12 protein-coding genes are annotated in these 13,532 nt (G+C 73.2%); 9 read left to right on the top strand and 3 right to left on the bottom strand.

Going from position 1 to position 13,532, the window contains the following annotated elements:
• The first annotated feature begins 243 nt into the window (after positions 1-243).
• Genes ACLZOT_RS08555 through ACLZOT_RS08545 form a run of 3 tightly spaced genes read left to right on the top strand, consistent with a single transcriptional unit; the run spans position 244 to position 3,915 of the window.
• Positions 244-1,848: a benzoate-CoA ligase family protein gene (locus ACLZOT_RS08555; protein ID WP_416968153.1), complete on the top strand. Its 1,605-nt coding sequence runs from the start codon at positions 244-246 to the stop codon at positions 1,846-1,848.
• A 1-nt stretch (position 1,849) separates the two neighbouring features.
• Complete coding sequence (locus ACLZOT_RS08550) at positions 1,850-3,115, top strand: wax ester/triacylglycerol synthase domain-containing protein (protein ID WP_416968152.1); 1,266 nt, start codon at positions 1,850-1,852, stop codon at positions 3,113-3,115.
• The gene (locus tag ACLZOT_RS08545; RefSeq protein WP_416968151.1) at positions 3,112-3,915 is read left to right on the top strand and encodes an SDR family oxidoreductase; all 804 of its coding nucleotides are present in this window, start codon (positions 3,112-3,114) and stop codon (positions 3,913-3,915) included. Before ACLZOT_RS08550 ends, ACLZOT_RS08545 begins: the two co-directional genes overlap by 4 nt.
• Before the next feature lie 12 nt (positions 3,916-3,927).
• Here ACLZOT_RS08545 and ACLZOT_RS08540 read toward each other — a convergent pair whose 3' ends face one another.
• From ACLZOT_RS08540 to ACLZOT_RS08530, 3 genes are all read right to left on the bottom strand, one after another.
• Positions 3,928-4,470, bottom strand: coding sequence for a hypothetical protein (locus ACLZOT_RS08540; RefSeq protein ID WP_416968150.1), 543 nt, complete (start codon positions 4,468-4,470; stop codon positions 3,928-3,930).
• Positions 4,471-4,475: 5 nt separating this feature from the next.
• On the bottom strand, positions 4,476-5,027 hold the full coding sequence (locus ACLZOT_RS08535; protein ID WP_416968149.1) for a hypothetical protein: 552 nt from the start codon (positions 5,025-5,027) through the stop codon (positions 4,476-4,478).
• Between the two features lie 186 nt (positions 5,028-5,213).
• Positions 5,214-5,759 (bottom strand): EF-hand domain-containing protein, encoded by a 546-nt coding sequence (locus ACLZOT_RS08530; RefSeq protein ID WP_416968148.1) that lies wholly within the window; start codon positions 5,757-5,759, stop codon positions 5,214-5,216.
• Between the two features lie 56 nt (positions 5,760-5,815).
• On the opposite strand from ACLZOT_RS08530, the gene ACLZOT_RS08525 reads away from it, so the two are divergent.
• The 6 genes from ACLZOT_RS08525 (at position 5,816) to ACLZOT_RS08500 (ending at position 13,523) form a co-directional block, all read left to right on the top strand.
• Complete coding sequence (locus ACLZOT_RS08525) at positions 5,816-6,619, top strand: tyrosine-protein phosphatase (RefSeq protein WP_416968147.1); 804 nt, start codon at positions 5,816-5,818, stop codon at positions 6,617-6,619.
• Between the two features lie 61 nt (positions 6,620-6,680).
• Entirely contained in the window at positions 6,681-7,775 is a 1,095-nt protein-coding gene (locus tag ACLZOT_RS08520) for a LacI family DNA-binding transcriptional regulator (protein ID WP_416968146.1), read from the top strand.
• A gap of 76 nt (positions 7,776-7,851) precedes the next feature.
• Entirely contained in the window at positions 7,852-9,450 is a 1,599-nt protein-coding gene (locus ACLZOT_RS08515) for an FAD-dependent oxidoreductase (RefSeq protein ID WP_416968145.1), read from the top strand.
• Between the two features lie 50 nt (positions 9,451-9,500).
• Positions 9,501-11,630 carry a hydantoinase/oxoprolinase family protein gene (locus tag ACLZOT_RS08510; protein WP_416968144.1) on the top strand — a complete coding sequence of 710 codons (2,130 nt, stop codon included), beginning with the start codon at positions 9,501-9,503 and terminating at the stop codon, positions 11,628-11,630.
• Complete coding sequence (locus ACLZOT_RS08505) at positions 11,627-12,250, top strand: hypothetical protein (protein WP_416968143.1); 624 nt, start codon at positions 11,627-11,629, stop codon at positions 12,248-12,250. Before ACLZOT_RS08510 ends, ACLZOT_RS08505 begins: the two co-directional genes overlap by 4 nt.
• Before the next feature lies 1 nt (position 12,251).
• Positions 12,252-13,523: a transporter gene (locus ACLZOT_RS08500; RefSeq protein WP_416968142.1), complete on the top strand. Its 1,272-nt coding sequence runs from the start codon at positions 12,252-12,254 to the stop codon at positions 13,521-13,523.
• Positions 13,524-13,532 lie beyond the last annotated feature (9 nt).

Here is a 13,532-nt window from a genome sequence, read left to right as displayed (position 1 = left end):
GACCAATTGACGAACCCTCCGCCCCCCCCGGACCTCCTGAACCCCGGCCCCCGGACCCCCGGACCCCCGGACCCCCGGACCCCCGGACCTGCCTCTCCCCTCCGCCGCGATGCGCGAACCCCACGCGCCACCTCGCCTCAGCCCTCACGGCCACCCCTGACCGGCCAGAGCCCCGCACCCAGCCCCCCGCCCGCCCTCGCTCCCCTCACCTCACCCCGACCCCCCCGTCGTGAAGGAAGCCCCATGAACGTCCCCTTCAACGCCGCCACCTACCTCGTCGACCGCCAGATATCCCGCGGCCTCGCCGACCGCCCCGCCCTCATAGGCCCCCGAACCACCCTGACGTACGCCGAACTCGCCACCCGCGTCGCCGTCGCCTGCGCCGGCTGGCGGGCCCTCGGGGTCCGGCCCGAGGAACGCGTCCTGATCCACGCGGCCGACGCCCCGGACACCGTCGTCGCCCTGCTCGCGCTGATGCGCATGGGCGCCGTACCCGTCCCGGTGTCCACCATGAGCACCCCCGCCGAACTGACCGCGCTGATCGCGGACTCCCGTTGCCGTCACGTGCTCGCCGGGCCGGAGTTCTGCGACCGGGTGCAGACGGCCGTACGGGACTGCGCGGCCGTTCCCGACCTGGTGGGGGTCGTCGTGCTGGACGACGCGCCCGTGCAGCCTCCGCGTGATCTTCCGCGCATCCGCTGGGAGCACCTGATCGCGGCCGGGGAGGCGGCGGGGCCCGCCGACCGCGCGGCCGATCGCACCACCGAGGACTCCCCGGCCCTGTGGCTCTACACCTCAGGCACGACCGGCACACCGAAGGCGGCGATGCACCGGCACGGGAGCATCCGTTTCGTCGCCGAGCGGTACGGGCAGCAGGTGCTGGGGCTGCGCCCGGACGACCGCTGCTTCTCGGTCGCCAAGCTCTTCTTCGCGTACGGCATCGGCAACTCCTGCTTCTTCCCGCTCGCCGCCGGTGCCGCCGCCGTCCTCGACCCCGCCCCGCCCACGCCCGAGACCATGGCCCGGCGTCTCGCCGAGGACGCGCCGACGGTGTTCTTCGGCGTCCCCACCTCGTACGCGGCGCTCCTGAGGGCCGACGGCATCCCCGGCGACGCCTTTCGCGGCGTACGCGTGGCCGTCTCCGCGGGCGAACCTCTCCCGGCCGAGTTGCAGCACCGTTTCCGCGCCCGTTTCGGCGTCGACCTCGTCAACGCGATGGGGTCCACCGAGGCCCTGCACATCTTCCTCTCCCAGCGGCCCGGCGAGGTCCGCCCCGGCACCCTCGGCACGCCCGTACCCGGCTACGACCTGCGCATCGAGGATGACGGCGTCCTCAAGGTGCGGGCCCCATCCGCTGCCGTCGGGTACTGGTGCCGCAGTGACGCGACCCGCACCGTGTTCGAGGGGGAGTGGCTCAACACCGGCGACCTGTTCACCAGGGACGCCGACGGTCACTACGTCTGTCACGGACGCGCCGGCGACATGATCAAGAGCGGTGGCATCTGGGTCTCCCCGGCCGAGGTCGAGAACCTCCTCCTGCGTCACCCCGCCGTGGCCGCGGCGTGCGTGGTGGCCGCACCCGACCCGGACGGCCTCGACCGGCCGGTGGCGTGTGTGGTGCCGGCGACGGGCGACCTGGACCCGGCTGACCTGGCTGGTTTCTGCCGCGAACGCCTCCCCGCCCACAAACGCCCACGCCGCTTCCTCGCCGTCCCCGCCCTGCCCACCACCGCGACCGGCAAGGTCGACCGGCGCCGGGTACGACGGGACGCGCTCGCCCGGCTGGCCTCCCGTACCGACACGCCTGAGCGGATCACCGAACTCCCCCTCCCCGCTGGAGCCGACTGACATGACCGTCCTCTCCTCGGTCCTCACGCCGCCCGCCCCGGGCCCCGTGGACCTCCTCTTCCACACCGCGGACCGCCACGCCTCCCACCCGGAGGCCACCGCCCGCGTCGGAATCGTCCTCCACCTCACCGGCACCACCCCCGACCTGCCCCGCCTGCGCGAGCGCGTCGCCCGCCGGCTGCACCGCCTGCCCTGCCTCACCCACGTCCTGGACGCCGACGAGGGCCCGCCCCGCTGGACCCCGTCCGCCCCCGACCTCGACGCACACGTCACCGAACAGCAGGTCACGGGGAACCTGGACGACACGGTCCGCGCCCTCCTGCACCGCCCCCTCCCCACCGACGCCCCCGCCTGGCGCCTGACCGTTCTCTCGGGCCACGCACCCCGCGCGTACTGCCTCGCCCTGATCACCACCCACGCCGTGCAGGACGCCGCCAATCTCGTGACCGTCGCTCAGACCCTGCTCGCTTCCGACGACGCCCCGCTCGCCGACCCGACGGTCGCCACGATCCCGCCCCCCGAACCGCGACAGCTCCTGGAGACCTCGGCACACCTCTGGCGCAACACCCACCCGCACGACCTGTGGAACGACCCGGACCGCCCCCTCTCCGGCCGCCGGCACATCCTCTGGGAGGAGGTCCCCACCCGGCTCCTGCGGGAGACGGCCCAGGCGTACGACGCGACGACCAACGACGTCCATCTCGCGGCCCTCGCCCACGCGTTCGGCCGCTGGGCCGCCGAACACCGCCCCGACGCCGACCGGAACCCGCTGCCGGTGATGATCCCCGTGAACCTGCGCGCCCGCGAGGAGACGGCCTTGCCCGGCAACCGCTTCTTCCTCGCCCGCCTCGACCTGCCCGGCGGCCCCATGACCGCCGCCCGCCGCCTGACCCGCACCCTCGCCGCCACCGCCCCGCTGCGGGACCCGGCCCACCGGCCCACCCTGCACCGGATGATCCGCCAGGACCCCGCCGAATACGCCCAGTTGATCGCCCGCACCGCCGCCCCCGGCTCCCTCACCCTCGTCGGCTCGACGTACCGCATCCGCGAACGCCTCACCCACCTCGGCGACCCCGTCGACCGCGCCGCCCCGATCATCTGCTGCCCCGACGGCTTCCCCCTCACCACCGGCCTCTTCCTCTACGGCGACACCTCCACCGCCTCCTTCCAGATCGACCGCGCCCTGCCCGGCGCCGAGACCATCCCCCGCCTCTGGCGCCGCGCCCTCGACGACATGGCGACCTGCGCACCCGGAGGCGACCGGTGACCGGCGCCCTGTTCGAGGACCGCACCGCACTGGTCGTCTCCGCGAGCCGGGGCATCGGATACGCCATCGCCGCCGAACTCGCCCGCCAAGGCGCCTCGGTGGCCCTCACGGCCCGCACCGAGGACCCACTGCGCGAGGCCGCCGTCCGGATCCACGAGGAGACCGGCCGGCGCACCCTCGCGATCACTGCCCACAGCAGGGAGCAGAAGGACCGGCAGGCGGCCGTCGAAGCGGTGATGGACACCTTCGGCCGCCTCGACCTGCTCGTCTACGCCACCGGCATCAACCCCGCCCTCGACCTCCCGGCGGTCGACCTCGACCTCGACTGCGTACGCCGGATGTTCGAGACGAACGTGCTGGGCGCCCTCCACTTCACCCAACTCGCCTGGGACGCCTGGATGAAGGAGAACGGCGGCTCGGTGCTGATGCTCAACACGGTCGCCGCGCACGCCACGTTCCGGATGCCGGCGTACAGCGCGAGCAAGGCTGCCCTGCACCGCCTCACGGAGGACCTCGCCGACCAACTCGCCCCACGCGTACGGGTCAACGCCCTCGCCCCCGCCTTCATCCGCACCTCCTTCATGGAACCCATCACCTCGGTCCCCCCGGAGACAGCGGCGTCCAGCTACCCCCTCGGCCGCCTCGGCGAACCCCAGGACGTCGCCCACGCGGCAGCCTTCCTCCTCTCCCCCCGCGCCTCCTGGATCACCGGCACGACCCTGCGCATAGACGGCGGCAAGTCGGTGGCGACAGCCACCCAGGACCGCCCGCATCCGGCACCGGGGCGGCCGGTGCTGTGACGGCAACCTCGGTCAGAGGCCGATTTCGAGTACGGCCTGACCCGACGCGGTGGTGAGCGGGGTGAGGAGGCAGCTGCCGAGGCCGGGCGGGCTGAGGACGACGATGATTTTGGCGCTCTTCGTGGAGAAGGAGCCGGAGGTGATGGTGCCGGTGCAGGTCTGGACGATTTGGCCCGCCACGACGGTGGTGGTGAGGCTGTAGGTGAACACGCTGGTGGTGGGGGAGCCGAAGTTCCAGTTGACGTTGCGGGTGCCCGTGCGGGTGGAGGAGGGCAGGACGCAGGAGAGGTTCTGGCTGGCGGTCTCGTTCCAGTAGGCCGTCTTGTAGGTGGCGTTCGCGGTGCCGTCGGAGTTGAGGCAGGCGGCCGACAGGGCCTCGTCTTTGACCGTGACGGACTGGGTGGTGAGGGTCAGAGCGGGGGTGAAGTCGGTGGTGTTGCTGCCGGTGCAGACGAGGAGCGCGGGGTCCGCCGCGCGGGCGGCGGGTGCGGTGGCCAGAGCGGCGGCGGCCGTGAGGAGGAGCGCGGCGGCCGGGGCGGCGAGAGTGCGGGGCATCGGCATCACAGCACCTTCAGCGCGGTGAACGGGGCGGTGGCCGAGGAGAGTTGGTTGACTCCGGCGCCCGCGCAGTCGGTCACCTGGGGGGTGGTGATCGCCACGGTCCCGGCGACGGTCGCGTCCTGGAACTGGCCGTTGGTGATCGTGCCGGTGTTGGCGTAGACGAACTGCCCGTTGACCGTCGTCATCGTGCGTTCGAAGCGGTAGGTGCCCTTCGCCGAGACGTTGACGTCGCCGTAGTGCCACTTCAGCTGGATGGTGCCCAGGCTCGCGGCGAGCACCGTCGTGCAGGACGTGGTGATGTCGGTGCTGGTGTAGTCGTAGGACAGGACGGCGTAGTTCTCGTTGCCGGCGGATACGTGTATGCCGCAGGTGTACGTGCCCTGGATGTGGATCGTGTGGCTCTGCACGGTGTTGGTCAGGGAGGGCGTGAAGTTCTGCACCTCCACGCCCGTGCAGGTGTAGGACACGGTGACGTTGTACGAGGCGTGCGCGGGCGCCTGGGCGAAAGCGACCGCCAGCAGGGCGGACGCGGTGACGGCGGCGACGCGCATCGGGCGGTGTCTCGGATGTTTGCGTCCCGGAGTGATGACAGGCGTGGGCGCTCCTTGGGCGGGTGCGGTGAGCATGGCGACCAAGGAGCGCCCAGGCAAGGGAGGACGGATCCGCTCCGGGGGCGCGAAGGGGTGAAGGGAGCGCGTTCGACGGTTCAGCCATCGGGGAAGGGGCCATCGCCTCTGTCAGACCCGGCCCATCAGCAGGTTCCCCCGGCTGTCGGGCGCGGAGTCCAGGTAGAAGGCGCGCGCCGCGTCCATGAGCTCGGTGACGGTCAGGAATCCGTCGCCGTCGGTGTCCAGGGCGGCGAACGCTTCGGTGGCCTCGTCCTCGGCGACGCCGTAGACGCGCATGAGGCGCCGGTACTCGTGGACGTCGAGGTGCCCGTCGCCGTCGGTGTCGGCGAGGGCCGCGACGATCGCCACATGCGGGCCGTACACCCGGTCGAAGGACGCGCGGTCGGTGATGCCGTGCTCCACCGAGGCGACGAACTCCTCCCTGGCGACCCGTCCGTCGCCGTCGGTGTCCATCGGGAGGATGAAGTTCACCCAGAAGTCGCGGTAGGCGGCGAGGAGTTGCCGTGCGGTGGGGGAGTCGGCGGGGTGGGCGAAGGCGAGGGCCAGGCGGCGGGCGTGGGCCTCGAAGTCGTCCCATTCGAGGAAGCCGTTGCCGTCGGCGTCCAACTGGTCGAAGCGCTTGGAGAGTTTGCGGTCGCGGAGGGTGCTGGTCATGGGTTACTCCTTGAGAGTCGCGTGTGTCACTTATAGGGCGATAGGCGGTTTTTCGCATGGTGAGTGGTGGACTGGCCGGTGCGCCGAACAGCAGGTGCCTGGGTGGCCTGGCCGGTGACGGTGGCCGGCTGACGCGTGAGGGCCTGCTGCTGCGCTCCTCCGGCCTGGGCGCCCTGACCGCGCACGACGTGTCCACGCTGCGGACGATGGGCCTGCGCCACGTGATCGACCTGCGCGGCCCGCACGAGATCGCGACGCTCGGCCCGGACCGGCTGCCGCCGGGCCCCGCGCTGGTGAACCTGCCCGTCCACGACCCGGACGTCACCGCCTTCGCCCTGGTCTGCGCCCCGCCGGACGGCACACCTCCGGGCCACTGGAACCGCCTCCTCGCGGACGGCGGCGCCGAGCGCGCCATGATCGACCTGTACCGGGCCTTCGTCGCGCTGCCCTCCCTGCGGACCGCGTTCGCCGACGCCCTGGCCCTCGTCGCCGACCCCGCGGCCCGCCCGCTGCTGTTCCACTGCACGGCCGGCAAGGACCGCACCGGCTGGCTCGCCGCGATCCTGCTCACCGCCCTCGGCGTGCCCCGCGCCGACGTCCTCGCCGACTACCTGCGCACCAACGCCTGCCTGGGCCCGGCCGTCCGCGGCGCCCTGGAGACGCTGTGCGCGCGACAGGGCGTCCACGACCCGGCCCTGATGGCCCCGCTGACCGTCGCCGACCCCCGCTACCTCGCCGCGTCCTTCGCCGAGGCGGACCGGCTGTACGGGTCGTTCGACGCCTATCTGTACGAGGGGCTGGGCGTGGACGAGGCGATGGTGAGGGGGCTGCGGGACACGCTCCTCGATGTCGGTCGGTAGTGCTACAGTCCGCGTTAATGCGCATTACCTAATACGCATTAACAACGCGGGGGAGGCCGCTGTGGAACCCAGGAAACGCCCTGGCCGTACGCCCGCACCGACCGGGCGTACGGGACGCCCACGCCAGGCCGAGGTCGCCCGCCTCGCGGGCGTCTCGCAGGCGACCGTCTCCCTCGTGCTCTCCCCGAACCCCGACGGCAAGGGCCGCATCATCTCCGAGGAGACCCGCCACCGCGTCCTGGAAGCGGCCCGCAGCCTGGGATACGTCCCCGACCCGGCCGCCCGGCGACTGGCCGCCGCCCGCAACAACCTCCTCGGCGTCTTCAGTTTCACCGCCACGTTCCCCACCGACGTGCAGCACTCCTACTATCCGTTCCTCGTCGGCGTGGAGCGCGAGGCGGCGGCGCTCGGCTACGACCTCGTGCTGTTCACGGGGTCGAGCAGCGCGGGCGCGGACGCGCTGGGCCGGGTCCGGCTCGCCGACGGCTGCCTCTTCATGGGCCGGCACACACCCCGCGCGGAGCTGAAGCGGCTGGTCGAGGACGGCTTCCCGGTGGTGCACCTGGGCCGCCGCGAGGAGCTGGAGGGCATGGCGTCGGTGGGCGCGGACTACGTCGAGGCGACCCGTGAAGTCGTGGCCCATCTCGCCGGGCTGGGGCACCAGCGCATCGTCCTGGTCCGCGAGGACGACGACGCGCTCGCCTCGGCGGACCGCCAGCAGGGTTTCCTGGAGGGCGTGCAGGCGGCAGGTCTGCCCGCGTCTGTCTACCGCACCGCCGACCCGCACCGGGACCTCACCCCCGAGCGGCTGCGCGCCTGGTCTGACGAGGGGGTGACGGCCTTCGTCGCGGAGGAGACCGACACCAGCGCGGCCTGGCGGGGCCTGCTGTCCGCCGTACGCGGAGCGGGTCTCGACTGCCCCGGGGACGTATCGCTCGCGCTGCTCGGGAGCCCGCCCTCCGATCTGGCGGACGAGCCGATGCCGACCGGGTTCGACATACCCCGGGCGCGGTTGGGGGCGGCGGCCGTACGGCTGCTGGCGGGACTCGTAGAGAACGAAGGCGACAGCGGGGCGACACGAGCCCGTGAGCCGCTGGTCGCCTGCGTGTTCCGGCCGGGGCCGACGACCGGACCGCCGCCGTCCTCCCGCCGCTGAGCGCACCTGCCCTTCTGGGCGTTCCGCTCGCCTTCCCACCCTGACCGCCCCCCGTGAAGCACCAGCTAGGAGCAGCGTGATACCCGAAGCGGACATCCTCGTCGTGGGCGGCGGCCTCGGTGGCGTGGCCGCGGCGCTCGCCGCCTGCCGGGCGGGGCGCAGCGTCGTGCTGACGGAGGAGACGGACTGGATCGGCGGCCAGCTCACCAGCCAGGCCGTACCGCCGGACGAGCACCCGTGGGTGGAGAGCTTCGGTACGACCGCCTCGTACCGGCGGCTGCGCGAGGAGATCCGGCGCTACTACCGGCACTGGTACCCGCTGCGCGCCGAGGCGCGGGCGCTGCCCGACCTCAACCCGGGCGCGGGCCGCGTCAGCAAGCTCTGCCACGAGCCGAGGGTCGCCCTCGCGGTCCTGGAGGGCATGCTCGCGCCGCACCGGGCGGCGGGCCGGCTGACGGTCCTGACCGAACACCGGCCGGTGGCCGCCGAGTCCGACCGCGACGTCGTCCGGTCGGTGACCCTGCGGGACGTACGCGACGGGACCCGGCGCACCCTCACCGCGCGGTACGTCCTGGACGCCACCGAGACCGGTGAACTCCTGCACCTCGCGGGCGTCGAGCACGCGAGCGGAGCCGAGGCGCGCGCCGAGTTCGACGAACCGCACGCCCCGGACGAGGCCCAGCCCGACAACCAGCAGGGCATCACGGTCTGCTTAGCCCTCTCCCACCACGAGGGCGAGAACCACACCATCGACCGCCCGGACGACTACGCCTTCTGGCGCGAGTACCGCCCCCCGTTCTGGCCCGGCCCGCTCCTCGGCTTCGAGGCACCCGACCCGCGCACGCTGGAGCCGGTGGCGCGGACCTTCGTACCGAACCCCGACCTCGACCCGCTCGCCGTCCGCGCCGACCAGAGCGCCGACGCCGGTGACAAGGAGCTGTGGGGCTTCCGCCGTATCCTCGCCCGCCGGATGCACGCGCCGGGCGCCTTCGACTCCGACATCACGCTCGTCAACTGGCCGCTGAACGACTACTGGCTGAAGCCGTACGTCGGCCAGGAGGCCGAAGCCCTGCACGGGGCACGGCAGTTGTCGCTGTCGCTGCTGTACTGGCTCCAGACCGAGGCGCCCCGCGAGGACGGCGGCACCGGCTTCCCGGGCCTGAGGATCCGCCCGGACGTGACCGGTACACCGGACGGGCTCGCCAAGGCGCCGTACGTCCGCGAGTCGCGCCGGATCAAGGCCGTCACCACGGTCGCCGAGGACGACGTGGCGATCGACATCGTCGGCCCGTACGGCGGCACCCGGTACGAGGACTCCGTAGGAGTGGGCGGCTACCGCATCGACCTGCACCCCTCGACCGGCGGTGACACCTACGTCGACATCGGGTCGGTGCCGTTCGAGATCCCGCTCGGCGCGCTCGTACCGCGCCGGGTGCGCAACCTGCTGCCGGCCGGCAAGAACATCGGCACCACCCACATCACCAACGGCTGCTACCGCCTGCACCCGGTGGAGTGGAACGTCGGCGAGGTCGCCGGGGCGCTGGCCGCGCACTGCCTGGCCGAGGGCGTCGAACCGCGGCAGGTGCAGGCGGACGGGAAGCGGTTCGAGGAGTTCGCGCGCCTGCTCGACCGCGCCGGGGTGCAGCGCCATTGGCCGGACGTACGCGGCTACTGAACTCTCCGTACCCGCACGGCACAAGGAGGTGTCCCGGCATGAAATCTGACATGAGCACATCCCGCATTCGCGTCGGCGTCGACGTGGGCGGAACCTTCACCGACGCCGTGGCCGTGGACGCCGCGACCCTCGAACTCCTGGGACAGGCCAAGGTCCCCACCAGCCACCGTCACCCGGACGGCGTCGCCCACGGCATCGTCGAGGCGCTGGATCGCCTGCTGGAGCAGACCGGTCGTGCGGCGGCCGACATCGCTTTTCTCGCCCACGGCACCACCCAGGCCACCAACGCCCTCCTGGAGGGCGACGTGGCGACCGTCGGCCTGATCGGCATCGGCGCCGGCCCCTCGGCGGTGTTCACCCGCCGCCTCGCCTCCTTCGCCAAGCTCGAACTCGCCCCCGGCAGACGGCTACCGCTGCACTACGCGCACGTCACCGACCCCGCCGACACGGCAGCCGTCCACCGCGCCGTCGAGCACCTCAAGGACGCCGGCGCCCAGGTCCTCGTCGCCAGCCAGCCGTTCAGCGTCGACCGGCCCGAGGGCGAGCGGGCCGTCCTGGACGCGGCGCGGCCGTACGGGCTGCCGATGACCGCCGCCCACGAGATCACCTCCCTGTACGGACTGCGCAAACGCACCCGCACCGCCGTCGTCAACGCGGCGATCCTGCCCCGCATGCTGGCCACCGCCGACCTCGTCGACGCCGCCGTCACCAAGGCCGGTGTGACCGCGCCCCTGATGGTGATGCGCTGCGACGGAGGGGTGATGTCCCTCGACGAGATGCGCCGCCGCCCCCTCCTGACGGTCCTGTCGGGCCCGGCCGCCGGAGTCGCGGGCGCGCTGATGCGGGAGCGGGTCGGCGAGGGCGTGTTCCTGGAGACCGGCGGCACCTCGACCGACATCAGCGTCGTCCGGCGCGGCAAGGTCGCCGTCCGCCACGCCACCGTCCTCGGCCGCACCTCCTACCTCAACGCCCTCGACGTCCGCACCGTCGGCGTCGGCGGCGGGTCCCTGGTGCGGATCGGCGCGGGCCGCGTGACCGGGGTCGGGCCGCGCAGCGCGCACATCGCGGGGCTGCCGTACGCCTGCTTCGCCGACCCCGGCGAGCTGCGCGACGCCGTGGTGACCACGGTCCGGCCGGTGGACGGCGACTCTGACGACCACGTCGTCCTCGACGCGGCGGGCCGGCGGTTCGCCGTCACCCTGACCTGCGCCGCCAACGCCCTCGGCCGGGTCCCCGAGGGGGACTTCGCGCGCAGCGACCCCGAGAGCGCGCGGGCCGCTATCGCGCCGCTGGCCGCCCTGCTCGGCACCGACGTCGCGACGGCGGCCACGCAGATCCTCGACGCGGGTGTGGCCCAGGTGAAGGCCGTGGTGGACGCCCTGGTCCGCGACTACCGGCTCGACAAGGACACGGCCGTCGTCGTCGGCGGGGGCGGCGGCGCCGCGTCCGTGACCCCGCACCTCGCCCTCACCACCGGCATGGAGGGGCGGATCGCCCGGCACAACGAGGTCATCAGCCCCATCGGCGTCGCCCTCGCCCTCGTCCGCGAACAGGTCGAGCGCATCGTCCCCGGCGCCACGCAGGAACAGATCCTCGCCGTCCGCGCCGAGGCCGAGCGCGCGGTCGTCGCCCAAGGCGCCGCCCCCGACGGCGTCGAGGTCGAGGTCACCGTCGACCCCCAGACCTCCACCGTTCGCGCGACCGCCACCGGCGCCACCGAACTACGCACCCACAACCGCGCCCACCACGCCGACGCCACCGAACGCCTCCACGCGGCAGCCGCCAGCCTCAAGACCGACCCGGCAGCGGTCCACATCCTCGCGGCCACCCCCGCCCACACCGTCTACGGCACCGAGACACCCCGCCGCCTGCGACCCGCCCGCCGCCCCGTCCGGATCGTCGACATGGACGGCGTCGTACGCCACCACGCCCCCGACGCCCGCGTGGAGACCACCACCGTGTCCGCCGCCCCCGAGACGCTCGCCCGGCTGGTGGGGGAGTCCACCTCCTACGGCGACGGCGGGGTCCGCGCTCCTGCGCTGCGGCTGCTGGTCGGCTCCCGGATCGCCGACCTGTCCGGCGTCCTCGACCCCGGCCCGCTGCTGGCCCTGGCCCGCAGCGAACTGCGCACCCGCGCGGGCGACGAACCGGTGGTCGCCGTCCTGGAGGTGCGGTCATGACGAACCCGGATCTCGCCACCGTCGACGACCTCGGATGGGCCGTCCGGCTGCTGGCCGCCACCCCCACCCACGAGGGACGCGACCACGCGCTCCTGCGTGAATGGGCCTCCAGGGCCGACGAGTTCGGGGCCCGGCTCGCCCTGACCCCGGTCCCGTCCACCGCCCGCGTGATCGAACGGCACGACGGCCGGGAGCGGCTGCTGCTCGCCCGCTACACCTCACGGCCCCCCACGGTCGAGCTGTACACGGACACCCTCGCCCTTGCCGAGGACGTGATCGACGCCCACGGCTGGCGGACCTGGTACCCGCCGGGTTCGGTGCGCGCGGCGGCGCTCGCCCACGAGGCCGTGCATGCCCACCTCCACCACGACGGCTCGGCGAAGGCCGCGCTCAAGCGGGCGCTCGGCCATACCGCGCTGCGCCTCGGACGTCTGCGGGTGCCCGGCCATGTCGCCGGCGCCGAAGAGGTCGCCGCCCACGCGTACGCGCGCACCGTCTGCGGGCTCGGCCGCAGCCCGCTGCTCCTGACCGCCGCACTGCGCGACGCGCTCGCCCGGCCCGAGGCGCCCGCACAGAGAAGCGCCCGGCCCGGGGTGCCCGCCGCGAGAAGAGAGACCTGACATGGGCGTCGTCATCCTCCTCACCATGGCCGTCGGCGTCGGCCTGATGCTCACTCGCAGACTCCCCACCGCCTTCGCGCTGGTCCTGCTCGCCGTGGTGATCGCCTTCCTCGCCGGGGCACCGCTGACCGGCAAGAACAGCGTGCTGGACACCGTCCTCCAGGAGGGCGCCCCGACGCTGGCCGCCACCATGATCGCGATCATCCTCGGGTCCTGGCTCGGGAAGCTCCTCGACGAGACCGGCATCGCGGGCACCCTCGTCCGCAAGATCGTCGAGTTCGGCGGCGACCGCCCGACCGTGGTCGCCCTCGGCGTCCTCGGCGTCTCCGCCCTGGTCGGGACGGTGACCGGCTCGGCGCCCGCCGCGATGCTCGCCGGGATCATCGGCATCCCCGCGATGATCGCCGTCGGCGTGCCCAAGGTGACCGCCGCCGGCACGGTCCTGATGGGCATCGCCGTCGGCATCCCCTTCGAGCTGCCGGTGTGGCAGTTCTTCTCCACCGCGCTGGAGCTGCCGGTCTCGACCGTGCGCGACTTCATGGTGAAGCTGTTCCCGTTCGCCCTGGTCGCCGCGCTCGCGTACGTCCTCGTCGAGACGCGGCGGCGCGGCACGGAACACGCCTGGTCGCTCACGGCCATGGACCGGACACGCCGTACGGAACTGGGCGACGCCCCCTGGTACGCGCTCCTCGCCCCCGCCGTCCCCCTCGTCCTCGCCCTCGGGTTCGAAGTCGCCATCATCCCCTCCCTGTTGGCGGGCGTCCTGTACGCCCTGGTCACCACGACCCGGCCCGGCGAGTGGAACAAGCGGCTGCTGCGCACCCTGTACGGCGGCTTCGAGGTGGCCGCCCCGCCGATCGCCCTGTTCGTCGCCATCGGCATCCTCCTCACCGCGGTGAAGCTCCCCGGCGCCGTCGACGCGCTTGAACCACTCGTCAAGGCCGTCAGCCCGCAGAACTCCGTGCTGTTCGTCCTCGTCTTCACCCTCCTCGTCCCCCTGTGCCTCTACCGCGGCCCCCTCAACGTCTTCGGCCTCGGCGCGGGCATCGCGGGTGTCCTCATCGCCACCGGCATCTACCCCGCGGCCGTCGTCCTCGGCCTGACCACCTCGTACAACCAGGTCCTCGGCGTCGCCGACCCCACCAGCACCCAGACCGTGTGGAGCGCCCAGTACGCGGGCGTCACCCCGCAGCAGGTCATGGCGCGCACCCTCCCGTACGTCTGGGCGGTCGCCCTCGGCGGGCTGTGCGTCACCGCCGCCACCCACTTCTGAGCCTCGGAG

The organism is Streptomyces sp. 4F14 (assembly GCF_048159485.1).
In the GTDB taxonomy this organism is placed as follows: Bacteria; Actinomycetota; Actinomycetes; order Streptomycetales; family Streptomycetaceae; genus Streptomyces.
Note: the sequence above shows the minus strand (reverse complement) of the source record. Positions and strands in the feature narration are given on the sequence as shown.